Below are 25,742 nucleotides of genomic sequence, written 5' to 3' on the forward strand. Positions count from 1 at the left end.
CCAATACAGCCAGTATTTTTTTTAATCTTATATTAGTAAAAAAATTAAATATGCGTTTTCCAGTAGTTATCCTCGTTGTATTGAATGCAATTCTCTTCGTAAATTGCGGTGCTAAAAAAAATACTGATGTTTCATTCTTAGAATCTCAGAAAGAAAATAGCTTGAAAGCACCAAAGTTAAATGTGTTTGTTCCCCGAAAATCAAGTGCAGAACAAGTGCCTGTGTTAATTTTTGTGCATGGCGGAAACTGGAATAGCGGTCGAAAAGGAACCTATGATTTGTTAGGTAGAAATTTTGCAAGTAAAGGAGTGGTCACTGTTATCCCAGATTATACGTTGAGCCCTAACGCCACTTATGACGATATGGCAAAGCAAATTGTGTCTGTAATACAGTGGACTAAAAATAATATCAGTCAATACAATGGTAATCCCAATCAAATCTTTATTACAGGACATTCTGCTGGTGGACATTTAGGCGCATTAGCAGTAATGAATCCTAAATATGGCATTGATTCGAACAGTATTTCCGGTATTATACTCAACGATGCAGCCGGATTGGATATGAAAAATTATTTAGAAGGAAATCCACCCACCTCAAAAGACGATTATTTAACCACTTGGACTTCAAATCCCGAGCAATGGAAAGCCGCTTCTCCCATTTATTTTTTAAATAAAAATACACCGCCTTTTTTAATTTATGTTGGAGATAAAACTTACAATTCTATTAAAGTAGCGAATAGTCGTTTTTTATCGGCCATGAAGCCCTTTCAGCCAGATGTAACACCAATACGATTAAATAAAAAGCATGTCCCTATGGTAGTTCAATATTTCTATCCTTGGAGCGATAGGTTTGATGAGGTGATAGACTTTATGAAAAGCAATATAAAATAAATTTATACAATTAATTCGTAGTGAGGTAGGGTAAATTAGTTTAGAGTTGTCTTATTAGTGTAGTTATTAATCAAGACTATTGTAATAACACTAATTTAAAAATTATGAAAACAGTTAAAAGCATTTTAGTTCTAATGATTTTTTGTTTCTTACCCAAGGTGAATGCGCAAGAATCAGGATTTAATCAAGATACCAAGGTCCAAACAAAAAATGAATTATCGTATTATCAGCAAAGAGGTTTAGAGGACGCTCAACACGAGCAGCGGTTTAAAGTCAAAAGTAAAAATGAAGAACGTGTCTTTTGGAAGGAGCAAAAACAATACGAAAAGGAATTACGGAAAAATAATAGAAGAGCCTACAACGCATATCTTCAAGGTAAAAAAGAAGGTTATGCAGCGCATCACGATCATTGTGACAATCATTGCGATCACAGTGCCTACTGGTATCAAAATGCAGGGTATTACTATTATGGATACCGCCAACCACAATACGAGAATAGAACACCCAGAACTAGTGTAAATACGCAAATAGGAGTGGGAGTACCAACGGTGAAGTTGGGTATCTTTTAAAGTATACACTTAAAAGCAAATAAAAATAAATTCTAAAAAGACCGCTTTAAAAGAAATTTAAAGCGGTCTTTTTGTTATTAAAACCCAATAGACTCCTGAATTGACAAGCCACTTTGCGCTTTAATCTCTTTAGGTTTAATTCCTCGAAGCTTTGCTTCGATTTTTTTTAGCCACAGATTCAGAGATATTAAAAAAGATTATTGAAAATCTGTGAATCTGTGGCTGTTATTTCGCTAATACAACTGGGGCTCTGCCCTGAGGTAATTTATTTAATTAGTATCTAAAGCTATTTTGTTTAATGTAAAAGTCATATTCGAAATATCGGGGGTCACTTCATTAATTCTAGAGTTGGTAAAATACAAGTAGTTGTTGTAGATGCTAAAGGTATCTGCCCATCTGATTTTTTTACCTTCAACCAGCGTGTGAATACTTCCGTCTTTTTTTCGGTACATGATTTTGTTATTTTCTAAATCAGCAAAGTATAAAGTGCCATTATGATCCAGAATCATTCCATCTGAAGCTCCTGTTTTTGCTACTAATTTCACTGATTTTTCAACTTCTTTAGTAGCTCCATTGGCTAATACTTTCGTGGGTACAGAATACAAACTGTAACCCGTTAAGGCATGATAATAGAGTAATTCGTTTTTAGTATCTAATGCAATTCCGTCAGAATTAATAGTATTTACCCACTTTTTGTTGTCGAAAGTCAAATAGGATTGCTCCGCTTTTGTAGAGAAATGATTGTCTAAAACTCTACTAGATTTTCCGGAAGTCATATCCAATACAATTAAACCGGCTCTACCAGAATCTGTACAATAGATTTTATTGTTTTTTTTATCCACTCGTAAATCGTTGATGTAAGAATTAGGATAATAACTGCCTTTTTGTAATATATAAGTTTTCTCTAATTTGTTGTCAATTAAATTAAATACAAAAAGTCGAGGTGCGTCTAAAACGGCACCAAACAATGGGCTGCGCGTGTCTAACACATAAAGCATGTTTTCAAAAGCCACTACTGATTGTACACCTACAAATTTTTGATCTTCAACTGCACTTCCAATTTCCCATGAATTCCATTCTTCATTAGGATAAGCTATTTTTTGATTGTCTTTGGTAATTTCAACCACTGAATTTTCAACACCTTTTCTCCATCGAGGAAAGTTGACGAAAATCCGTCCTGTTTTGCTCACGGTCACACCTGTTACCTGTTGTCCTTTAAATTCAGCCACCTGTTGAACTACTTTTGCGCTGCTTTTTATTTGCTTTGTTGTTTCAATGTCGCTTTTGTTATTTACAGATTCTTTACAGGAAACAAACACTATAAAAAGAGCGAGTAGATGAAGACTTTTTTTCATTTTTTTTTAATTTTAAAAGTTGAATAGTAGCTATGAACTAGTTGATTTTATTTTGAATAGGCGCCGGATGAATAGGTCAGTTCATAACTGTGCGTGTAGATTTCGAAAACAATTCCGAAAGGATCTTGTACATAACACATTTTAAAAGGTTTCTCATTTGGATAATATTCTCGAATAGGCATTCTTTGTTTACCACCGTAAGATACAATTTTAGCGATAAGATCTTCAATGTTTGGATCTTGTATGCAAAAATGAAAAAGTCCCGTATTGAAAGGATTGAATTCTGGTGCTTCTTTAATTCCGTGAGGGAACGAGAATAATTCGATTCCTGTGCCATCAGAAGTTGCTAAATGTGCAATTTCAAATTCTTCCCAATCTTCGCCAAAAACGTCAATACACATTTGGCCGATGGCTGTTTCTTTTTCTTTTTTTACTATAGACGGTTCCATAATAATGTACCAGCCCATTACCTCTGAGTAAAACGTAACTGCTTCTTTAATAGTAGGAACTGTAATTCCGATATGAGAAAATGCTTTTGGGTAATTTGTTTGAGTCGTCATGCGTTATTGGATAAGATTACAAATTTAGGCTATATTGGCATAAATAGCAATAACCTACTGTAAAGTAGTATAGTTAGTTAAAAGAGTAAAATATTTATTATTAATTGATTAAAATTTAAAATGAGCTAAAAAATTATTGTCCTCTTCATTATACAATGGGTTTAATTGGGACTAAGTGGAAACCTTTGATTTTATTTCATTTACTGGATGGCAGTTTACGTTCCGGATTACTGCAAAAGAAAATCTCTGGTATTTCTAATAAAATGTTTACCCAAACCGTAAGAGAATTAGAAAAAGATGGCCTTGTTTCCAGAAAAGTTTTTGCAGTGGTTCCTCCCAAAGTAGAATACAAATTGAGCGAGAGAGGAAGATCGCTAGAAAATATTTTACGTAGTTTGGATACCTAGGGCGTGGAAAATACTACTAATGAATTTTAGCGTCTTTTTGGATGGTATGATTGGATTAGCAATAAAGCATTGAGGGTAGGAATCGAAAATAAGCTTTTAGAAAAGAAATACACACAGATGAATAATCAATTTTCGTGATGTTCCCTCATTCATATGACAGCTATAGTTTGATAAAATACCCATTTTAGGTTTATAAAAGGAAAGTGTGAATTATGGAACTTAACAGTATTGTTATGTAACATCAAACGTTTAAGGCAGCCCTACATTTGTAATGTGATAATTTATAACTTCACAAACACAAATAAACATGAAAATTAAAAACCTACTATCAGTCGCTGCGATCGCAATGGTTGTTTTATTTACGAGTTGTTCAAATGACGAGAGTACCCAATCTACTCCTGCACCGGTGCCTACTGTAGCTTTAACTAGTCCGCTAAATAGTGATACAAATGTTGCCAGAAATAAAGTTGTTTCTGTAAACTTTAGTGTCCAAATGGATGCTTCCTCCATTAATACTACCACGTTTACATTAAAACAAGCAGGAAATCCAGTATTAGGAACAGTTTCGTATTCAGGTACAACTGCACAGTTTGTTCCTTTAACGGTACTTTCAGCGAACACACTTTACACCGCTACATTAACTACGGGAGTAAAAAGTGCAGAAGGAGTAGCTATTAGTGCAAATAAGCAATGGAACTTTACGACTACCGCTAATGTGACTGCTGGCTTAAAAGCCGTTAGTCTTGGTTCAGCAGGGAATTATGTAATTCTTGCAAAGACTACAATTACTAATGTACCCACGTCTGTGATTACAGGTGACCTAGGGTTAAGTCCTGCAGCTACATCATATATCACAGGATTTTCCTTGACAGATTTTACAGGTCATGCAAAGGCTGCTCAAGTTACAGGAAAAGTATTTGCTGCTGACATGGTTTCTCCAACATCAACAAATCTTACCACAGCGGTTGAAAATATGATTACAGCTTACAATGATGCGGCCGGACGTCCATCTCCTAATTTTCTTGAATTGGGTGCAGGGAACATTGGTGGAAAAACATTGACTTCAGGACTTTATAAATGGACTAGTGCTGTAACAGTACCATCTAATATTACCATTTCAGGATCTGCAGATGATGTTTGGATTTTCCAGATTTCAGGTGATCTAGCAATGAGTGCCGCAACAAGAGTGATTTTACAAGGAGGAGCCAAAGCCTCAAACATTTTCTGGCAAGTAGCGGGTCAAGCCTCTTTTGGGACTGCTTCTCATTTTGAAGGTATTATCTTGTCAAAGACAGGAGTGACTTTTAGAACAGGAGCATCTTTTAATGGAAGAGCCTTAGCACAAACTGCCGTAATTCTTGATGGAAACACAGTGGTACAACCGCAATAAATTATAGTAAAAAATAATGTTAAAAAGAGGTGTTCCTGTGGAGCACCTCTTTTTATTTTTAGTTACCTCTCGAGGTGTAGTTTGCGGCTCTTTGAAGATGTCTCCAAAATAGCTTAGTTTGTTTCTTGACATACATACTAATGTTCAATTATAAGCTAAACATCGTGAAAGTAGTCGTTTAGTTTAGATGCCTCTTTATGTTTTTTGATTGGGAGATTCTACAGGCATGCGTGAGGATACTCTTATCGGCTGAGGGATCAAGTTTTGCAGTTGCTGTTGGGAAGCCCAACGATAAGAAAAATGCACAGAGGAACGTGTAATCCCTCACGACGAACACTTCCACATTATTTTAGGGCGATTAATTGTCACTTATAAATTTAGATTTGACCCTAATAATCCCTTGTAGATACAGGAAAGTTTTGTGTTGCAACCACCTTTTAATAGGAAATTCTAAATCTTAATTTATTTTTGTAATTATCTAATTTTCAAATTGTCGAATTAACCTATCTTTGCGCTCCCGAATGGTCGGGAGTAAAACGTTACTATGAAGTTTGATTTATTAAAAAAAGATCCGCTGTCTAAAGCAAGAGCGGGAAGCATAACTACTGATCACGGGGTAATTGAAACCCCAATTTTTATGCCTGTAGGTACTGTAGCCTCCGTAAAAGGGGTGCATCAACGGGAATTGAAAGAAGATATAAACCCGGATATTATCTTGGGAAACACGTACCATTTATACTTGCGCCCGCAAACGGAAATCTTGGAGAAAGCGGGTGGATTGCATAAATTCATGAATTGGGACCGTAATATTTTGACGGATTCTGGCGGATACCAGGTGTATTCCCTTTCGGCCAACCGAAAAATTAAGGAAGAAGGCGTGAAGTTTAAATCGCATATCGACGGTTCATACCACTTTTTCACACCAGAGAATGTGATGGAAATTCAACGCACCATTGGCGCTGATATTATCATGGCTTTTGATGAGTGTACCCCATATCCTTGTGATTACCGTTATGCGCAACGCTCGATGCACATGACACACCGCTGGCTAGACCGCTGTGTCAATCATTTGGAAAAAGTACCAACTAAATACGGTTACAATCAAGCTTTTTTTCCAATTGTACAAGGAAGCTGTTACAAAGATTTACGTCAGCAATCCGCGGAGTATATTGCGAATTCGAACCAGGTAGGAAACGCCATTGGTGGACTTTCAGTGGGAGAGCCAGCAGAGGAAATGTATGCAATGACCGAAGTAGTGTGTGAAATTTTACCTGAAGACAAGCCCCGTTACTTAATGGGCGTGGGAACTCCAATTAATATTCTAGAAAATATTGCCTTGGGAATCGACATGTTTGACTGTGTAATGCCGACGCGAAATGCCAGAAATGGAATGTTGTTTACCGCAAATGGGACGATAAACATTAAAAATAAAAAATGGGCTGATGATTTTTCGCCTATTGACGAAATGGCCATCACTTATGTGGATACAGAGTATACTAAAGCTTATTTAAGACACCTTTTTGCAGCCAATGAATATTTGGGAAAACAAATTGCTACAATCCATAATCTTGGTTTTTATATGTGGTTGGTTCGTGAAGCCAGAAAACATATCTTAGCCGGGGATTTTAGAACTTGGAAAGAGATGATGGTGAAAAATATGAGCCAAAGATTGTAAGTGAATAGTTAAAAGTAATTAGTAAATAGTTAAAATGATTAATTACATAGGAGAGATTTTGTTGCTCGTAATCTAATAATCACTTCACTATATAACCATTTGCTAAAGAGACTATTCACTAAGGACTACTAACTAATCACTAAAAAATATGCTAACAATAATAGATAAATACATCCTAAAAAGATATTTAGCCACGTTTGCCGTGATGTTGTTGTTGTTTATACCTATTGGAATTGTTGTTGACGTATCCGAGAAGATCAACAAAATGCTGGAAAATAAAGTTCCGTTTTTAGAGATTGCACTCTATTATTACAACTTTACAGTTTATTTTGCAAATTCTCTTTTTCCTATATTTTTATTTTTATCAGTCATCTGGTTTACATCTAAACTGGCAAATGATACAGAGATTATTGCTATCTTAAGTTCGGGAATTTCATTCACCCGCTTCTTGAGACCCTACATTATTGGTGCTTCAATTGTTTCTGTCTTTGTCTTGTTAATGGGTTTTTTCGTTGTTCCTGCAGCCAGTGAAGGTTTCAACAACTTTAGATATACCTATTTAAAAGGTGGTGGAAAGGAAGCTATGCGTGGTGATAATACGGATGTGTACCGCCAAATTAGTGATGATGAATTTATTTATGTAAATAGTTTTAACACCGAATCGAAAACGGCTTTTAATTTTTCATTGGAAAAGTTTAAAGACCAAAAGTTAGTCCATAAAATTACTGCCTCAAGAATAAAATATAACATAAAGGACAGCACCTACACGATGTATGATTATACTAAAAGGACAGTAGGTGAATTGAATGATAAAATTGAAAAATTACCACAAAAAGACGCCGTTTTTACTTTTGATTTAGAGGATTTAACACCTGTTGTTTACATTGCGGAAACGTTAAGTTTGGGGAAATTGAATGCATTTATCGAAAAAGAAAAAGAACGAGGCTCGTCTAATATAAATGTATATCTCGTGGTTTTGTATAAGAAATACAGTGTTCCAGTATCGGCATTTATCCTTACTATTATTGCTGTTGCCGTATCTTCGATGAAAAGAAGAGGAGGAATGGGAACGAATCTCGCCATAGGAATTGCGCTTGCTTTTGCCTTTGTCTTTTTTGATAAGATCTTTGGAGTTTTAGCCGAAAAATCCAGTATTCCCCCTATGTTGGCCGTTTGGTTGCCTAACATTGCCTTTGGGATTCTAGCCATATATTTATTACGAAATGCAAAACGATAATTTAAAAAGTTATTTAAACCTCCATTTAATTGTTTTTATTTGGGGTTTTACGGCCATTTTAGGTGCCTTAATAAGCATCACCGCAGACGCTTTAGTTTGGTATCGCATGTTTTTTGCTGGTATTTTTCTAGCTTTGTTTTTGATCTTCAAGAAAAAATCATTTAAAATTCCGTTAAAATCTTTCTTGAAATTAATTTTTGTGGGCTTGCTTATTGCGCTGCATTGGATCTTATTTTTCAAAGCCATTCATGTATCTAACGTGTCCATTACACTTTCTGTTTTTTCACTGGGCGCTTTTTTTGCTTCTATTTTAGAACCGATTTTTTATGGTCGAAAAGTGCTCTGGTACGAAGTGTTCTTTGGATTGATTATCATCGCAGGTTTGGCCTTGATTATGAAAGTCGAAATAAATTATTTGGACGGAATGATATATGCTTTGGCGTCCATCATATTAGGCGTTTTATTTACTTTGATGAACGGAAAACTGATCGCTGATCATGATCCTTCTGTGATTTCCTTCTATGAATTTTTGGCTGGCGTGGGCTTCATTACAATTTACTTTTTATTCGAAGGTAAGTTTACTGCAGACTTTTTTATTTTGACAACTAACAATTGGATTCTAATTTTGGTGTTGGCTTCAATTTGTACCGCTTATGCCTTCACGGCCTCGGTAAAAGTAATGCAGAAATTGACCCCGTATACTGTGATGTTAACCACTAATTTGGAACCTGTTTACGGCATTGTTTTAGCCTATTTCATCCTAGGGGGAAAAGAGAAAATGAGTTTCGAGTTTTACATTGGAGCACTAATTATAGTGCTTACCGTAATCCTAAATGGTGTAATTAAACACTATCAGAAGAGTAAAACGAAAGAAGATACTCCAACTTTGTCAAAGTGAATTTTTACACATAAATAGAATATTTACCTTTTCGAACGATTTAAAATTTTATATTTGTGATTCGAAATAAAAACAAAAACGCAAAAATCCTATGGAATATTTAGATTTTGAGCTTCCAATAAAAGAACTAGAAGAGCAGTTAGACAAATGTCTTATTATTGGTCAGGAATCAGATGTTGATGTAACGAATACTTGCAAGCAAATCAACAAAAAACTAGAAGAGACTAAAAGAAATATTTATAAAAACTTGACTGCTTGGCAGCGTGTTCAACTTTCCAGACATCCAAGTCGTCCGTATACAATGGATCACGTTCGCGCTCTGTGCGGGGATACTTTTTTGGAACTTTTTGGAGACAGAGGTTTTAAAGATGACAAAGCCATGATAGGTGGTTTAGGAAAAATTGATGGACAATCGTTTATGATTGTGGGGCAACAAAAGGGATTTAATACTAAAACGCGTCAGTTCCGTAATTTTGGTATGGCCAATCCAGAAGGATATAGAAAAGCGTTGCGATTGATGAAAATGGCAGAGAAATTTGGCATTCCTGTTTTGACTTTGATTGACACTCCTGGTGCTTACCCAGGATTAGAAGCCGAAGAGCGCGGACAAGGAGAAGCCATTGCCAGAAACATATTTGAAATGATTCGCTTAAAAGTGCCTATTATTACTGTAATTGTTGGTGAAGGAGCTTCTGGAGGTGCATTAGGAATAGGGGTAGGTGACAAAGTATATATGATGGAAAATACTTGGTATTCTGTTATATCACCAGAATCATGTTCTTCTATTCTTTGGAAAAGCTGGGAATACAAAGAACAGGCTGCTGAGTCGTTGAAATTGACTTCGGCTGACATGAAAAAACAAAAATTAGTAGATGATATTATTCCAGAACCTTTAGGAGGAGCTCATTATGATAGAGAAACTGCCTTTAAAACGGTAGAGCAATATATTATGAAAGGATTTAATGAGCTGAAAGAGTTATCAACAGAACAATTAATTGCCCAAAGAATGGATAAGTACAGTAAAATGGGCGAGTACAAGGAATAAATTTTTATGAAATGAAATTTAATCCGTCTCGTTGACAAACGAGACGGATTTTTTTTGGTTATAAACAAAAAATAGTTAGTTATGAACAATTATTTGTAACAACTCAAAGACTATCTTTTTTTAATTTTCGCTACTTTCGCTTTATGGAAAACTTCAGAAATATTAATCCTGTTAAGGTTGATAAAACTACAATAATAAGCCTTGAAAAAGGAAAATTGCAACCACAGGTTCTCGATTTAGAGGAGGCTGTGCTGGGTGCCATGATGATTGATAAAAAAGGAGTTGATGATGTAATTGACATTTTACAGCCCGATGCTTTTTATAAAGAAGCACACAAACATATATTTGAAGCTATTGTTCAGCTGTTTACAGAAACACAGCCTATTGACTTATTAACCGTTTCTGCGCAACTCAAGAAAAATGCCAAATTAGAATTGGCAGGGGGTGATTTTTACCTCATTCAGCTTACGCAAAAGATATCGTCTTCCGCACATATTGAATTTCACTCTAGAATCATTTTACAAAAATTTATTCAACGCAGTTTGATTCGGATTTCAACAGAAATTATTGAAGATTCTTATGACGAAACAACGGATGTTTTTGATTTATTAGACAGAGCCGAGTCTAAATTATACGAGGTTACACAAGGAAATATCAAACGAAGTTCAGAAACGGCCCAAAGTTTAGTTTTGCAAGCCAAAAAACGAATTGAAGAAATCGCTGGACAAGAAGGATTGAGTGGAGTAGCTACCGGATTTGATAAATTAGATAAGATTACTTCTGGTTGGCAACCAAGTGATTTAATTATCATAGCGGCAAGACCTGCAATGGGTAAAACTGCATTTGTACTTTCTATGGCTAGAAATATGGCTATTGATTTTGGAATGCCCGTTGCTTTATTCTCGCTGGAAATGGCATCGGTTCAGTTAATCACCCGTTTGATTTCTTCGGAAACTGGTTTGTCTTCGGAAAAATTGCGTACCGGAAAACTGGAAAAACACGAATGGGAACAATTGAGTACCAAAGTTAAAAATTTAGAAAAAGCCCCATTGTTTATTGATGATACGCCTTCGTTATCGATTTTTGATTTAAGAGCTAAAGCCAGACGTTTAGTTTCGCAACACGGAATCCGAATTATCATTGTCGATTATTTACAATTGATGACTGCCGGAGGAAATGGTAAAGGAGGGGGAAATAGAGAGCAGGAGATTTCTACAATATCCCGAAACTTAAAGGCATTAGCAAAGGAGTTAAATGTTCCTGTGATTGCCCTATCTCAATTGTCACGTGCGGTTGAAACGCGTGGATCCAGCAAAAGACCGTTATTATCTGATTTACGTGAATCTGGAGCGATTGAGCAAGATGCGGATATTGTATCTTTCTTATACCGTCCCGAATACTACAAAATTGACGAATGGGATGATGATGAAGCATCTCCAACTGCTGGTCAAGCAGAAATAATGATTGCAAAACACCGTAACGGTAGTATTGAAAATGTTCGATTGAAGTTTATTGGACATTTAGGAAAGTTTGATAATCTGGAAGATTACAGCGGTGGCTATGATGATTTACCATCCAGTATGAATCAGGATGACAATCCTTTTATAACTAAAAATTTACCTTCTGCTAATGATGCTTTTGGAAGTAATTTGAATGACCCAGATGATGACAGCGACGTTCCTTTTTAGAAAGTGATCTCGTTTTAAAATAAAGTATTAAAAAGCCTAAATTAGTAATCTAGTTTAGGCTTTTTAATTTTGTAATGTTAGGATGTATTTTGTTAAAACAATAAAAAATAGTAGTTTAGCTGATGATTTTTTAATTAATAAATAGAGTTAACCAAAACCAAAAAATAGATGTCACTAGAAACTGCTTCTGAAAACCAAAAACAAACAAAAACGGTAAATGCTATTCCATTAAAAACGGCACAAAAATGGGCCAAACGTTGGACTAAACGAGAAGGGAATTACAACAAACACCATCATGTGAATGCTTTTTTGATTCCAAAAGTTGATTTACTGGAAGTATTAGTAGAAGGAGTAGATGCCGTGAGAGCTTATATTGGAGTAGATGATGCAGGCGTTGAAAAATTAATGATTGTAGGAACAAAATTTAATCCAGAAACAGGAATTTATGTAGATATGATTACTGTTGGGGTTGGAAATTCAGCAGGAGCCGAAGATGACATTTATGATTTTACAGCTCCATGTCCAACCGCATGTGATCCTTCTAGTCCTATGATTCAATAAATTTTAAATGATAAATCTGTTTATAAATATTGGGTATGTTTTTTTATTAATAAATTTAATATTATTTATTAAAGGCTTTTCAATAAGAGGGAAAGCTTTTCGTGTTTTTACGTCTTATTTATTATTTGTTTTCGTAATTCAAATTACATCGGGTGTTTTTTTTTATTTTGCAATAAATAATCTTTTCCTATCTCATTTTTATTTTGTTGGGCAGTTTGTTTTTTTAAGTTTTTTTTATTTAACAATTATAAAAAATAGTTTTCAAAAAAGAGTAATAGAAAGAGGATTGGTTTTTGGCTTATGCCTTTTAGGCATTCAATATGGTTATAATCCCAGTGTGTTTTTTAGATTCAATTTGTTTGAAATTTTTGTCACTTCATTTTTGCTTATCATTTTTGCAACATTTCATTTGTATAATTTATTAGGTAAAAATAAGGAGTTTTATTATGTCAATTTAGGGATTTTGATTTACTTGTCAGGAAGTACTGTTTTATTTTTAGTTGGAAATTTAATGACCTCCTTAAGCCCTAAGCTAAATAAAATCCCCTGGATCTTAAACGCAGTTTTATATATCGTATATCAAATTTTTATTCTTGTAGAATGGAATAAAAGTTTTTCTAAAAAAGAAATCAATACTGCTCTATGAAAGTAAATACGCTACAAGAAAGTGAAATAATTGAAATACTAATTTATAGTTGTGTCGTTTTTCTTTTAATGGGATTGGTTTTAGTCTTATTTTTCTATTTTTCGAGAAAGAAAATCATTCAAAAGGAATTAGAAAAAAAGGATTTAGAAATTCAGTATCAAAAAGAACTTTTAAGTGCCGTTATTATTACTCAGGAAGAGGAACGCAAGCGTATTGCACAAGATTTGCATGATGACATCAGCTCAAAACTGAATATTGTTTCACTGAACTCTCATTTATTGACCACGCCTAATTTATCTTCAAACGAGATTCATGAAATTACAGCAAACATTATCAATCTCACTGGGAAAGCTTTAGATAACTCAAGAAAAATTGCGCACGGCTTATTGCCTCCCGTTTTAGAAAAATTTGGACTTCATGCCGGTGTCGAAGAATTATGTTTGGAGTTTAGCAGTTCTAAAGCTGTAAAAGTAAATTATGAAAACAAAACTACATTTGATATCAGAGACATTGATAGACAATTGCACGTTTTTAGAATTTTGCAAGAGCTAATGAATAATTCACTTCGACATGGAAAAGCCAATAGTATCGCTGTTCTTTTTGAAGAAAGTAATGGTGTCAAAAAATGTACTTATTCAGATAATGGAATTGGTTTTGAAATGAAATCCGACGCAAATAAAAAGGGCTTAGGAATGAAAAATATAGAAAGCAGAATTACTTTTTTAAATGGTAAAATGACCTTGGAGTCAGCAATAAACAAAGGAGTTTCGGTAGTTTTTAATTTTTAAAAATGAATAAAACGATAAAAATAATACTGGTGGATGATGAGATTCTTTTTAGAAAGGGAATTTCATTTTTGTTGAGTCGTGAAAAAAATATTGATATTATTTTTGAAGCTGCTGATGGAGAAGAACTAATTGATTTTCTTCAAAACAACAGAAATAATCATCCAGACATTATAATCATGGACTTAAAAATGCCAGGAATAAATGGTGTTGAAGCGACAAAGATTATACATGCGGAATTTCCAAAGCTTAAAATTATTGCTTTAACGAGTTATAATTCTAAATCTTTCGTTGCAAATATGATAGATGTAGGTGCTGTTTCCTATCTAATAAAGAACGCGACACCTTTGGAATTGATAACTACTATAAATGAGGTTGCCTTAAAAGGATTTTATTACACAGATGATGTCATGAAAATTATCCAAGATGATGTCCTGACCTCCAAAAAGACAAAAAGTATTTTTGATAATAACTTTCTAACTACTCGAGAGATGGATGTGCTTAAACTCATTTGCTCTCAAAAAAGTACAATTGAAATTGCAGAAGACCTTTTTATAAGCCCACGGACCGTAGAAGGACATCGGAATAATCTACTATTGAAAACCGAATCCAGAAATATAGCCGGATTAGTAGTCTATGCGGTTCAAAATGAAATTATGGTATTTGATCTTTAATAGTAGGAGTTAAAAAATAGTGTTGTTCCAGAAAAATAAGTTAAGATACATTGCCGATTTTTTCTATTTTTTCTGTGTTTTTGAACTGTATTGTATATCCTTTAAAGTCCGTTTTTAAAGTCCTTCTTAATAAGTTTTTAACTGCGCTCATTCCACCAAAATCACGAAAATATAACAATAAAAATTTTGATGTTCTAACTAATTTCAAGGTAGAATCCATTTGAGTTTCTGAGTGAATGAAATCGTGGGTAACCTGTTTTAACTGTTTTTCTATATTTTCACAATCATAATAGTCAATTAAAGTATTTTCTAATGTAATACTCCGTAATGCAAAGTGAATTCGGTAGTCTAACTGATTTACAGATAGCATTTTTATTGCATTAGAGTAAAATGGATTGGTAAAAAATCCAAATCCTAGTTTAAATTTTAATTTCCGTAAAATACCATGCTCAATATCATCTAATGAAAATTGAGATCGTGCAATTTTTATTCTTTTCCATTTATAGATAGAGAGATGATCTGGCGTATCTTTTGAAATAATGAGGTAAAACGCATTATAAATATTAATCCAAAAAGTCTTTTTCAAATCATCAGTGTCTAAACTCTTCTCTAGTTTGGATTGCCGAATATAAAAGAGTTGTCTTCTCAGCGAACTTGTATCTTCCTGAGATTTAGCAATCAGTAGAATTTCCTGTAACAGAGAAGTATGATAATTTTTCAAAATATTTTTTTTTTAAATCAACTATAAACTAAGTTGTTGATAGCAAAGAGTGTAAAAGAGGATGATGAGAATTACTAAAAAACATAATCCTATTTTTTTTAATACATTCATAAGATTTAACGGGTCGTTGTTTTCGTTTGAATTCATTGTTAAATATTTCATGGTGGATGATTAAGGGATATCTGCAAATTTATATTTTAGATATAGTTTGGCTATGCGTATTTTTACGTGTTTTTACTTTTAAAGTCGCTTTAATAGTTGATTTAAAAGTTAAATTTTGATTATTTGAAGCACGTACTTTCTATCTTTGATTTATATAAACTATTCTACTATGTTCAAAAAAATTATATGTCTTTTAGTTTTTCTATCGGTAATAGCTGCTAAAGCCTCTTTTCTTTTGGTTCCAATGGATGAAAGTACGCAGCAAAATCACTTAAAAGCATATGGGATTACCTTTTGGTGTTTGGAGAAGAATTACAAAGCGAGCTGGTTACTAAATTACCGCGGTGGATCTTTTTTGCTTCCTGATGCCATGGAAATTCGAAAGGAATGCCAGATTCGGGGAGTTAGTTTTGAGATTATCTCAGATGCAGAACAAGTTTTAATATCAAATGAAATCGCTAGTCCTTCACAGAATATGGAATCCGTAGTATTGGAAAAAGCACCTAAAATTGCTGTGTATACACCCAAGGGAAAACAACCTTGGGATGATGCAGTCACATTAGTTTTGACCTATGCCGAAATTCCTTTTACCCCTATATATGATGAGGAAGTGTTGAGCGAGCAGCTTTTACTTTACGATTGGTTGCATTTGCATCACGAAGATTTTACAGGACAATATGGAAAGTTTTATGGGGCTTATAAAAATGTGCCATGGTATATCGAGCAAAAGAAAGAGTCCGAATCATTGGCTACGAAATTAGGCTACTCAAAAGTATCGCACGAAAAAGGAGCTGTAGCCAAGAAAATTAGAGATTTTGTAATTGGAGGAGGATTCATGTTTGCTATGTGTTCTGCAACGGATAGTTTTGATATCTCTTTAGCTGCAGATGGTGTTGATATTTGTGAAGCCATGTTTGATGGAGATCCAAGTGAGGGAAATTACCAAGCTAAAATGAACTATGGTAGTTCTTTTGCCTTCAAAGATTTTACTTTGGAAAGAAGGCCTGAGCAATATGAATTTTCGGATATTGATATGACTTCAAAAAGGCGAGTACCAATGGAGAAGGATTATTTTACTTTGATGGAATTTTCTGCAAAGTGGGACCCAATTCCAAGTATGTTGTGTCAGAATCACACCCAGTTGGTGAAAGGATTCATGGGACAAACTACTGCATTTGATGCTTCTTTAATAAAGTCCAATGTGCTGTTGATGGGTACTTGCGAGCTGAATGGTGAGGCACGTTACATTCATGGCCAAAAAGGGAAAGGCATGTTCACCTTTTATGGAGGACATGATCCAGAGGATTTTCAACACCAAGTTGGCGATGCACCCACAGTTTTAGATCTGCATGCTAACTCACCGGGTTATCGCTTGATTTTAAATAATGTTCTGTTTCCAGCTGCTAGAAAGAAAAAGTTGAAAACGTAGTATGTAAAATAAAATAGTAATGTTGCGTTTTTAATTTTTGGTGAAAGCGAAATGTTCCGCCAGTAAAATTGGCAAAAATGCCAGCAGGCTAGTTTCAGAATGAAAGCATTAAATAATAGTTTACCATGCTAATTTTAAAAATAAAAGCGACTTTTCACAGTCGCTTTTATTGGTAATAAGGAATTCTTTTAAATAATTCCGTGCTCGTTTTCTTTGTCTAAATATTCTTGTACGATTTCAATTGCGTTGGCAACTACGTCGCTCAAAGCGGTAATAAAACTTCCTTCCTCAGCACTATTTATGGCGTGTTTAATGGCTTCCGTCTCTTTGGGAATTATCTCATAGGTTACTGATTTTCCAGAACTCTTTATTCCTTCTAAAATTAATTCTATAATCTCGTCTTCTGTTCTTCCTCTCAGGTATTTTTCTTGTCGGATGATAATGTGGTCAAACATTCGGGCTGCGATATTGGCACATTCTCTGATGTCCTCGTCACGTCGATCCCCAACACCAGCTATGATTCCAATTTTTTTGGTCGCATCTACACTTTGCAGGTATTCTTCAACACCTTTGTAGCCTGATGCATTGTGAGCAAAATCGATAAGGACTTTAAACTTTTTGAATTCAAAAATATTCATCCTTCCTGGAGTTTGTGCGGCACTTGGAATAAAAGTTTGTAGCGATAAACTAATATCTTCTGTTTTAAAACCCCATAAATAACTGGCTAAAGTTGCCGCAAGCACATTAGCGATCATGAATTTTGCCTTTCCACCTAAAGTTAGTGGAACGTGAGTGGCGCGCTCAATTCGAATTTTCCATTCTCCTTTTTTGATAGTAATGTATCCGTTTTCATAAACGGCAACGGTTTTTCCTTCAGCACAAAGCTTTTTGATGAATTCACTGTCCTCATCCAAACTAAAATAAGCGACATTGCAGTTCAGGTCATTGCCTAATTTCACACAATGGGGATCATCACCGTTTAAAACAGCCCATCCATTTTTTCTGATACTTTTTACTACAGTGGCTTTTACTTTTGCCAAATCCTCTAAAGTATGGATGTCACTGATACCTAAATGATCTTCCTGAATATTAGTGATAACTCCAATGTCACAAAGACTAAAGCCCAAACCAGAACGCAGAATTCCGCCTCTCGCTGTTTCCAAAACGGCAAATTCTACTGTTGGATCTCGTAATATATATTCAGCACTAAGAGGTCCTGTAGTATCTCCTTTTTCCATCATGTGGTTTTGAACATAAATCCCATCTGAGGTAGTGAATCCTACTTTAAAACCATTATTTTTCACAATATGGGCTAAAAGTCGGGTGGTGGTGGTTTTACCATTCGTTCCTGTAACAGCAATAATAGGAATTCGACATGATTTTCCGGGGGGATACAGCATGTCAATTACTGGGGCGGCAACATTTCTAGGTAATCCTTCAGAAGGTGCGAGATGCATCCTAAACCCTGGAGCTGCATTGACTTCCAGAATTACACCACCATTTTCTTTTAAAGGTTGTGTTAGATTTTCAGCCATTATATCGACTCCACAAACATCGAGTCCAATTACTCTTGAAATTCTTTCAGCAAGAAAGATATTTTCCGGGTGCATCATATCAGTAACATCTACAGAAGTTCCACCAGTACTTAAATTGGCAGTAGATTTTAGGAAAACAATTTCACCAATTCTTGGAATGGTTTCCAATGTATAGTTTAGTTTTTCCAATAAATCTTCAGTATCCCTGTCAACATCGATTTGAGTCAATACATTTTCATGTCCATATCCTCTTCTTGGATCTAAATTAGTAGTCTCAATTAATTGCTGAATAGTATCCGTTCCATTTCCTATTACATGAGCAGGAACTCTTTTTGCGGCAGCCACGAGTTTATTATCGATAACCAATATTCTAAAATCGAAACCGGTTATGAACTTTTCGACAATAACACGTTTGCCATACACTTGTGCAAAAGACAACCCTGAAACAGCATCTTCCCAATTGGTAACATTTATAGATGCTCCTTTTCCATGATTACCATCCAAAGGTTTTAATACAATGGGATAACCAATCTTTTTTATAGTTTCAGCCAGTCCTTCTTCGTCAGTACAAATGCTTCCATTGGCAACAGGAATAGAAGCCATGTCTAACATTTTTTTTGTTTGCTCTTTGTTACAAGCAATATCAACGGCAATGCTGCTGGTTTTACAGGTGATTGTTGCCTGAAAACGCATTTGATTAACTCCATATCCAAGTTGTACTAAAGAATTTGTTCCAAGACGTATCCAAGGTATATCTCTGGAAACAGCTTCTTCTACAATACTTCCCGTACTGGGTCCAAGTCGCACACGTTCGCGAATTTCACGCATTTTCTGCAAGTCGGCATTCAAATCATATTCTGTTCCTGCAATTAGGGCTTCGGCAATGGCAACTGATGATTCTGCAGCAAAGAGACCCACATTTTCTTCGGTATAACTAAAAACGACGTTGTATGTTCCAAGAGTTTTCGTTTCTCTAGTCCTTCCAAAACCGGTTTCCATTCCTGCAAGAGATTGAATTTCAAGGGCAATATGTTCGATTACATGTCCCATCCAAGTCCCGCGTTCTACTCTTGAAAAGAAACCGCCACGGCAACCTTCAGAACAACGGTGTTCAATCATTGAAGGAAACATAGCTTCAATTCGTTCTTTGAAACCGTCTATTTTATTGGTTGGAAATTGTTCCATTTCCTCCAAATCCAAACGCATTTGGATTAATTTTTTTCTTTGAATACTCCAGATATTCGGGCCACGAAGGGCTTGTACTTTGATTATTTTCATAAAATGGAAAAATTATTACTTATATAAAAAATGGTTGAATTTAGAAGTGTAGTTCCAAAGTATCAACCTGTATTGATTTGAAAAAAAGTAAAGTACATTCTATTCAATCCATCTAAATGCACTACACTGCTCCTAAATTAAAGTTTTTTAGAATAGGAATCAAAATTTATTTTTAAAATCAAGTGAAACGCTTCGCGTGATTTGTTTAGCGTACCCCAATTGTTTTTTTTGAATGAATTTTATGATTCAGGACTAATTCATAAAAAGTAAAATTTTACACGAGGTTAAATGCCTTTAAATTCAATGTCAAATCAAGTAATATAGGGCAGTAAATAACGTAAAGACTGTCTAAGATACAATCTTTTGTAAGTGCTATCATTGCTAAATAATTAAAAAAAAACGCAACTTCAAAGGCTCTTTTTATCTTTTTGGTTATTTTTACCAAATGAATATATTAGGAAAACTTATAATAATAGGTGGTGCGGTAGATAAAGGGAGTTTTACAGAAACCAATTTAGATAAAAATGCTGCAAACAACTTAAACTTCTTTGAGGCTGGCATTTTAAAAAGAATCATAAATGAATCTAAACACAAAGAGAAATCACGGATAGAAATTATCACCACAGCTTCAGTTATACCAAAGGAAATCGGTCCTGAATATGTGAAAGCATTCGAGTACTTGAATGCTAAGAACGTAGATATACTTACGATCGAGAGACGAGAGCAAGCTGCTGATGAAGAGGTTTTGGCTCGGTTAAAAGCAGCAGATATTGTGATGTTTACAGGAGGAGATCAATTGCGATTATCATCCATTCTTGGAGGGACTCCTTTTCATGATATTTTATTGGATAAATACCATAATGAGGAATTTATTTATGCAGGAACTTCGGCTGGAGCTGCGGCAGCATCTAATAACATGATTTATCAAGGAAGTAGTTCAGAAGCTTTATTGAAAGGAGAAGTGAAAATCTCTAGTGGACTGGGATTAATAGATGGTGTGATTATCGACACCCATTTCGTTCAACGTGGCAGAATTGGCAGACTTTTTCAAGCTGTTGTTGGCAACCCTAGAATACTTGGAATAGGTCTTGGAGAAGATACGGGTTTGTTGATTACTAATAATCGAGAAATGGAAGCAATAGGTTCTGGCTTGGTCATTTTAGTTGATGGTCGCGAAATAAAAGATACTAATTTAACAAAAGTTGAATTAGGGCAGCCTATATCCATTTCACATTTAGTGACTCATGTTATGAGCAAATTTGATACTTATAACCTTGAAACGCATAAAATGCACATTCAATCCTCCCATTATTTGTAATAGTTAAAAAGTACCGATTTAAAATTTTCAATCAATTATGAAGCTAATTATTCATGGTGGTTTTTTTTCAGAATCATCAACCAACCCCGAAACTAAAGTTGCTAAACAAACAGCATTAGAACGAATTGTTAAAGATTCCTATGAATTTTTAAAATCACATTCAGCTTTAGAAACCGTAGTGCATGCCGTCACACTTCTCGAGGATGATGAGTTGTTTAATGCGGGAACGGGTTCTCAAATACAAAGCGATGGGAAAATTAGGATGAGTGCCGCCATTATGAATGGCGATACGCAGAGAATGAGTGGTGTAATTAATATTGAAAAGGTTAAAAATCCAGTTCAGGTTGCTCAAATATTAATGCAATATGATGATAGAGTTTTGGGTGGAAGTGGCGCTACCAGTTTTGCAAGAGTACATGGTTTTCCTGCTTTTTCAACTGAAATTACACAACGTCGAGTGGAATATGAGGCGAAGCGTAAAGCAAATGGAATAGGAACGGTTGGATGTGTGGCTTTAGATTCAAATAATAAAATTGCAGCAGCTACTTCAACAGGAGGTAAAGGTTTTGAAATTCCAGGTAGAATCTCCGACTCGGCAACTGTAGCAGGGAATTATGCGAATGCATTTTGTGGCGTAAGTTTAACAGGCGTAGGCGAAAATATCGTTAGTAATGCTACCGCAGCAAAAATTGTAACGCGCGTTTCAGATGGTTTTTCGTTACAGGAAGCCTTTACTAAAACTTTTAGCGAACTTAAACCCTATGATGGTTTTGCCGGAGCGATTGCAATTGATGGTCAGGGAAATATGTGGCATCAGGATTCTCATCCTAGTATGGTTTTTGCCAGTTTTGATGGAGAAAATTTTGAAGTTTTCGACTAATACTCTTTGTTTAAAGAGCGTTTTACGTAGTGTGTCAATTCAAAGAAAATTCAAACCAAATTGGTATATGATCCGAAATTATTCTGGCCTCCTTTAACGTTGAAAAATTCTCGTAAAAGTGAATAATCCCCGAATTTAACGTATTGATTTTTGAAGATTTGAAATAGATATTGTCAAATTCCGAAGCGAGGCAATTGTCTTTTTTACATTCTTGTTTCAGTGACGTTTTCTGGTCAATTAGAAGTGACTCATAGCCCATTTTCTTCAAAGGAATAAAAACCGTATGCGATTGTGGACAATTAAAATCGCCGGTAAAAATTAAATTTAAAGTGGCGTATTCCTCCGGCAAAAATTTAAAGTATTTAATCTCCGTTTCAGGCTGTCTCTTTTGAGTAATGGCATGATAGTTAACTATTGTAAATTGTTTGCTGTCATATTGAAAGGTACAAAAATAGGGTTCACGGTCGATTTCCAATTGGTATTTTTTTTCCAGCCACGCTTTACCTATCTTTTTTACCTTACTCGTTTTCCATAGAAAAGCATAGCGTTCCGTTTTATAGGCGGTACTGCTAGTTGGATCACTAATTACGTAATCCCATTTGGCTCCTTTACGATTGAGTTCGTCTGCGAGCCTTGCTACTGCTTGTGGACCACCATGACCCGCTACCACTTCTTGAATAGCGATAATGTCATAATTTTTCATTGTATTGGCAATGTAGTTTATGCTTGCTTCTGATTTTGATTTGCCAAAGTTTTCAATGTTCCAAGAAAGAAGTTTGGTTTGCGAAAATCCAGAACAATACATTAGGAAAAGCAGGAGAGAAAGGAGCGATTTCATTTAATTGGAGGTACATATAGTAATATTCAAATTAACGCTTATTGTTTGATAAAAAGAAAATCTAAAGCCTTTAGTTTTTATGAAAATTTGTTTGAGCATTTTTGCCAAGACGGTAAAGCAAGTGAATGCGGTTGCTAAAAACTATGTTATAAAAATAACTGGAACTTGCTGTTTTTAATTGTCGATTCGGTAGTTATAAATTTGCTTCCGAATGTCGCTTATAATATCTAAAGTTTCGTGTTTTAGCTTTAGCGGGACTTTTTTTGTAAAGAAAACACCGTTTTTTAAACGTATTTTTAATGCATAACTTTTATAGTCATTCATTTTTACAATAAAGGTAACAATAAGTAGTGGTGGAAGAAAAAGCATTATTTCAAGGGATAAGTATAAAAGGCACAAAGTCGCAATTATAATTAAAAATAAAAATGGTACAAGTTCAAGTAGCGAGGGAAATTTATGAACAGAAATATAGATCTCATCTAATTCAGAAAATAAGATTGCTTTTTGGTCCTTATTCCTAGAACTTAAAATAAGTTTATTTTTTTCTAAACTTAGTTCATCGAATGTGTACTTTAAATTCATTTTTAGTATTGGAGTTGTTGAGTAATTTTGGTATTTTTTGATTTGCGGAAAATCCTTATTTTAAATTTTTTAGAATCTCTTTTTTTATCGGCTCTTCCAGATGTTATAGACTAAATAAATAATGCATGCTGCACCCAAAATCATTACTGCTATTTGTATAGAAAAGAATAGGTGATAGTTAAAAACGGGAATGTATTCATGTTTATTTTTTCACTTTATTTAAACGTTAGGTGTTGTTAATTTTCTTATTTTACCTAGCTGTATTATTTTAATATACTCTCACTAGTATTTTTGCGATACATCATTTTGCCTTTTTTGTTTCTAGAATATATAATGCTTTTTATAGTATCAGTTTCGTGCTGAATGAAAGCAGGTTTTGGAGTTTGATAAAATATACTGGAATCCTTAAATTTTCTATCTTTTTCTTCAAGCACATCATTTTCGAAAGTATTGTTCATAATCAAATCTGGTTCATCTACTTTAATATTAGTTTTGATATAGGTGGATTCCTTTTTGGGGATATATATTTTTTTTAGTGGAAGAGCAAATAATGCAATAAATATTAATACAGTTACAACAATAATTTTTCTCATGTCTTTGTTATTCACAGCAGGCGTTAACTATTTTCAATTGAATTCTCAAGATTTTTTGTAACTGCTTTTCCTTTAGTAATCCTTTTTTTTGTGCTTTACTCAGCCTCTTACTCAAGCTTTCGGATTTGGCTTTTAAATAAGGATATCTTGTTATGGAATTAGAATTTCCTTTCAGTGCTTTTTTATAGTGCTTGATGTACTCTTTTATGTAATTATCATAATCGTTTATTGTATTTGTCCATTTGTCAGGTATACTTTCCTCCTTTCTTATTTTTGACAGGTACAAGGGTGATTTTGTTTCGTTTTGCTTCATGTTCTATTTTTATTAGAATATTGGAACACATCAAAATTAGTAGTACTAAATCGGTTTAGTTTACGGGTAACCGTATTGCAGTAAAAATTAAATACATTGATTTAGTATGAATAATGTAAAATACTGTAAATAAGTGTTTTATATTTATAATTATTTAAAGTATTCTTTTTATCCAGTTGCTAGCAATCCAATCTGACAAGTGAGCGCTGCAAACGGCGTGTTCTAAATATGGATGTTGTAAAAATGTTTCTACTTTTTGAAAATTAGCCTTAGTTTGAGCAACATTATAATTTTCTAAAAACGCATTGCAAAAATCAGTTACATTCTTTTCATCTGTTTTATTGACGTAATTTAAATCAGGGGTTTCATGATTTTTGTTACTATCAACAGTTGTGGAATATCCTGAAAATGCTAAGTCATTTGTAGTAAAACGTGTCATTTGTATTTGATTTGGGTTTGAAGTCGTAAACCTAATACCTTTTAAATCTAGTTCTTTACGGAATGCCGTAAAGCATTTTTTATATTGTACCATCAGATATAATGGGATTTGAAGCAACAACAGAGCTGTTCCTAAACAGTAATGAAATAAAACCAAAACCAGGAGATGCTTTGCATAATTTATCTTCTAAAGATTTTAAACTAACCCTAAATCCTTAGTAATGGCTATTAAATGAACATTATTGTTGGCTTTAAAATAAACTTTTAGTTTGTTTATGCGTTTTTCTAAACTGCTATTGCCATTAGGAATAATTCCAGAATCTTTGAATTCAGTAGAAATATCCTCTACAGTTAATCCTTTGGATAAAGATTTTAACAGAGAAATATCATAGGATTCAATTTCAAAAAGGGTTTTGTCTCTTAAAGTTAGTGCTAGCTCGTTTGAAATTTTAACTTCTTCATTGTCATAGATGCGTTGAATTGCTGTTTGAAGTTCCTCGATGCTATCTCTCCCTTTGCAGACGTAGGCGTTAATTCCTAAATTATTAAAGAGTGATTTTATACGGAAAGACTTGTCTTCAATGGAAAATATGATGGTCTTGATATCGGGTTGTATTTTCTTTACCGCTTCTATAAGTTCTTCGCCGGAGGTCAATTTATCCTCCCGATGATCACTTTTAAATGATAAATCACTAATCATGATGTCGTAAGGTGCATTATCATGAATGGCTTTTTTGATTTTCAAAAAGGCATCATCACAGTATTTTGTGCTATGAATTTCTGCTATAGAAAGTTTTTCTAACGCTTGAACTACTGCGACACTGATTGTATCTAAATCTTCGGCAACTAAAACTTTGTTAAACATAATAATGTCAGTTATTTAGGGAATGTGATTTTTGTTTTAAATCTTTTGTTGGATTCAGTATCAAAAGTAATCGTTCCTTTTATAACTAGAATACGGTTTCCCACATTGTGTAGTCTATTTTTTAAATTTATTACTTCAAATGGGAGTCCGACCCCGTTATTACTGGACTTTATTTGTGATTTATTTTTTCAGTTTTTTTGAAAGTGAGGGCAATTAAACTACACTTACGGTGTTTTTTATGTTGAATAATAGCTATTGGAGGATACGAAATAGTATGTTTTTTTTAGTTTCTTGAAGAATGGAGCAATTGATAACTATGCTGCTCCCCAAAAAACGTACAACTTTTTGTGTGAATTTAAGATAGGATTAAAAACCTTAAATTAGCAGAATTATGTCAAGAACAAGAAGAG

Annotated in this window: 25 protein-coding genes; 15 read left to right on the plus strand and 10 right to left on the minus strand. The window is 34.3% G+C overall.

The window, feature by feature from the left end:
• Nucleotides 1-50 precede the first annotated feature (50 nt).
• Both BUC11_RS01010 and BUC11_RS01015 read left to right on the plus strand, forming a co-directional pair.
• Complete coding sequence (locus tag BUC11_RS01010; RefSeq protein WP_073351068.1) at nt 51-890, plus strand: alpha/beta hydrolase; 840 nt, start codon at nt 51-53, stop codon at nt 888-890.
• A 104-nt stretch (nt 891-994) separates the two neighbouring features.
• A complete protein-coding gene (locus tag BUC11_RS01015; protein ID WP_073350975.1) occupies nt 995-1,459 on the plus strand; it encodes a hypothetical protein in 465 nt (154 codons plus the stop codon).
• Between the two features lie 269 nt (nt 1,460-1,728).
• Here the strand turns inward: BUC11_RS01015 and BUC11_RS01020 are convergent, their stop codons facing one another.
• Together BUC11_RS01020 and BUC11_RS01025 are read right to left on the minus strand one after the other, a co-directional pair.
• Nucleotides 1,729-2,814, minus strand: coding sequence for an L-dopachrome tautomerase-related protein (locus BUC11_RS01020; RefSeq protein ID WP_073350979.1), 1,086 nt, complete (start codon nt 2,812-2,814; stop codon nt 1,729-1,731).
• Nucleotides 2,815-2,861: 47 nt separating this feature from the next.
• Nucleotides 2,862-3,374 (minus strand): VOC family protein, encoded by a 513-nt coding sequence (locus BUC11_RS01025; RefSeq protein ID WP_073350981.1) that lies wholly within the window; start codon nt 3,372-3,374, stop codon nt 2,862-2,864.
• Nucleotides 3,375-3,529: 155 nt separating this feature from the next.
• Between BUC11_RS01025 and BUC11_RS01030 the strand changes: the two genes are divergently transcribed.
• The 10 genes from BUC11_RS01030 to BUC11_RS01080 all read left to right on the plus strand — a co-directional run bounded on the left by BUC11_RS01030 (nt 3,530) and on the right by BUC11_RS01080 (nt 14,380).
• Entirely contained in the window at nt 3,530-3,781 is a 252-nt protein-coding gene (locus BUC11_RS01030) for a winged helix-turn-helix transcriptional regulator (RefSeq protein ID WP_073350983.1), read from the plus strand.
• A 307-nt stretch (nt 3,782-4,088) separates the two neighbouring features.
• Entirely contained in the window at nt 4,089-5,171 is a 1,083-nt protein-coding gene (locus tag BUC11_RS01035) for an ice-binding family protein (RefSeq protein WP_073350985.1), read from the plus strand.
• Nucleotides 5,172-5,715: 544 nt separating this feature from the next.
• Nucleotides 5,716-6,846 (plus strand): tRNA guanosine(34) transglycosylase Tgt, encoded by a 1,131-nt coding sequence (gene tgt, locus BUC11_RS01040; RefSeq protein WP_073350987.1) that lies wholly within the window; start codon nt 5,716-5,718, stop codon nt 6,844-6,846.
• A gap of 148 nt (nt 6,847-6,994) precedes the next feature.
• The gene (locus tag BUC11_RS01045; RefSeq protein ID WP_073350990.1) at nt 6,995-8,083 is read left to right on the plus strand and encodes an LptF/LptG family permease; all 1,089 of its coding nucleotides are present in this window, start codon (nt 6,995-6,997) and stop codon (nt 8,081-8,083) included.
• Nucleotides 8,070-8,981, plus strand: a complete 912-nt coding sequence (locus BUC11_RS01050) for a DMT family transporter (protein WP_073350992.1) — start codon at nt 8,070-8,072, stop codon at nt 8,979-8,981. The genes BUC11_RS01045 and BUC11_RS01050 overlap by 14 nt, the downstream gene beginning before the upstream one ends.
• A 91-nt stretch (nt 8,982-9,072) precedes the next feature.
• Entirely contained in the window at nt 9,073-10,026 is a 954-nt protein-coding gene (locus tag BUC11_RS01055) for an acetyl-CoA carboxylase carboxyltransferase subunit alpha (protein WP_073350994.1), read from the plus strand.
• 143 nt (nt 10,027-10,169) lie between these two features.
• Nucleotides 10,170-11,714, plus strand: coding sequence for a replicative DNA helicase (gene dnaB, locus BUC11_RS01060; RefSeq protein ID WP_073350996.1), 1,545 nt, complete (start codon nt 10,170-10,172; stop codon nt 11,712-11,714).
• Between the two features lie 168 nt (nt 11,715-11,882).
• Nucleotides 11,883-12,275: a hypothetical protein gene (locus BUC11_RS01065; protein ID WP_073350998.1), complete on the plus strand. Its 393-nt coding sequence runs from the start codon at nt 11,883-11,885 to the stop codon at nt 12,273-12,275.
• Between the two features lie 642 nt (nt 12,276-12,917).
• Complete coding sequence (locus tag BUC11_RS01075; RefSeq protein ID WP_073351003.1) at nt 12,918-13,709, plus strand: sensor histidine kinase; 792 nt, start codon at nt 12,918-12,920, stop codon at nt 13,707-13,709.
• A 2-nt stretch (nt 13,710-13,711) separates the two neighbouring features.
• On the plus strand, nt 13,712-14,380 hold the full coding sequence (locus BUC11_RS01080) for a response regulator transcription factor (protein ID WP_073351005.1): 669 nt from the start codon (nt 13,712-13,714) through the stop codon (nt 14,378-14,380).
• Nucleotides 14,381-14,420: 40 nt separating this feature from the next.
• Here the strand turns inward: BUC11_RS01080 and BUC11_RS01085 are convergent, their stop codons facing one another.
• Nucleotides 14,421-15,101, minus strand: a complete 681-nt coding sequence (locus BUC11_RS01085) for a DUF547 domain-containing protein (RefSeq protein ID WP_073351007.1) — start codon at nt 15,099-15,101, stop codon at nt 14,421-14,423.
• Between the two features lie 331 nt (nt 15,102-15,432).
• Here BUC11_RS01085 and BUC11_RS01090 point away from each other — a divergent pair, with 331 nt between their 5' ends.
• The gene (locus BUC11_RS01090) at nt 15,433-16,692 is read left to right on the plus strand and encodes an asparagine synthetase B (protein WP_073351009.1); all 1,260 of its coding nucleotides are present in this window, start codon (nt 15,433-15,435) and stop codon (nt 16,690-16,692) included.
• A gap of 188 nt (nt 16,693-16,880) precedes the next feature.
• Here BUC11_RS01090 and cphA read toward each other — a convergent pair whose 3' ends face one another.
• A complete protein-coding gene (cphA, locus tag BUC11_RS01095; RefSeq protein ID WP_073351011.1) occupies nt 16,881-19,505 on the minus strand; it encodes a cyanophycin synthetase in 2,625 nt (874 codons plus the stop codon).
• Between the two features lie 445 nt (nt 19,506-19,950).
• Here cphA and BUC11_RS01100 point away from each other — a divergent pair, with 445 nt between their 5' ends.
• A complete protein-coding gene (locus BUC11_RS01100; RefSeq protein WP_073351013.1) occupies nt 19,951-20,823 on the plus strand; it encodes a cyanophycinase in 873 nt (290 codons plus the stop codon).
• A gap of 37 nt (nt 20,824-20,860) precedes the next feature.
• The gene (locus tag BUC11_RS01105; protein WP_073351015.1) at nt 20,861-21,703 is read left to right on the plus strand and encodes an isoaspartyl peptidase/L-asparaginase; all 843 of its coding nucleotides are present in this window, start codon (nt 20,861-20,863) and stop codon (nt 21,701-21,703) included.
• A 34-nt stretch (nt 21,704-21,737) separates the two neighbouring features.
• Here BUC11_RS01105 and BUC11_RS01110 read toward each other — a convergent pair whose 3' ends face one another.
• From BUC11_RS01110 to BUC11_RS01135, 6 genes are all read right to left on the minus strand, one after another.
• Nucleotides 21,738-22,541: an endonuclease/exonuclease/phosphatase family protein gene (locus BUC11_RS01110; protein ID WP_073351017.1), complete on the minus strand. Its 804-nt coding sequence runs from the start codon at nt 22,539-22,541 to the stop codon at nt 21,738-21,740.
• Between the two features lie 174 nt (nt 22,542-22,715).
• On the minus strand, nt 22,716-23,123 hold the full coding sequence (locus tag BUC11_RS01115) for a hypothetical protein (protein ID WP_073351019.1): 408 nt from the start codon (nt 23,121-23,123) through the stop codon (nt 22,716-22,718).
• Between the two features lie 263 nt (nt 23,124-23,386).
• The gene (locus BUC11_RS01120) at nt 23,387-23,716 is read right to left on the minus strand and encodes a hypothetical protein (RefSeq protein ID WP_073351022.1); all 330 of its coding nucleotides are present in this window, start codon (nt 23,714-23,716) and stop codon (nt 23,387-23,389) included.
• A 7-nt stretch (nt 23,717-23,723) separates the two neighbouring features.
• Nucleotides 23,724-24,029 (minus strand): hypothetical protein, encoded by a 306-nt coding sequence (locus tag BUC11_RS01125; protein WP_073351024.1) that lies wholly within the window; start codon nt 24,027-24,029, stop codon nt 23,724-23,726.
• Between the two features lie 154 nt (nt 24,030-24,183).
• Complete coding sequence (locus tag BUC11_RS01130) at nt 24,184-24,561, minus strand: hypothetical protein (protein ID WP_073351026.1); 378 nt, start codon at nt 24,559-24,561, stop codon at nt 24,184-24,186.
• Between the two features lie 102 nt (nt 24,562-24,663).
• Nucleotides 24,664-25,332, minus strand: a complete 669-nt coding sequence (locus tag BUC11_RS01135; RefSeq protein WP_073351028.1) for a DNA-binding transcriptional response regulator — start codon at nt 25,330-25,332, stop codon at nt 24,664-24,666.
• Nucleotides 25,333-25,742: the final 410 nt, after the last annotated feature.

The organism is Flavobacterium xanthum (genome assembly GCF_900142695.1).
Classification (GTDB): domain Bacteria; phylum Bacteroidota; class Bacteroidia; order Flavobacteriales; family Flavobacteriaceae; genus Flavobacterium; species Flavobacterium xanthum.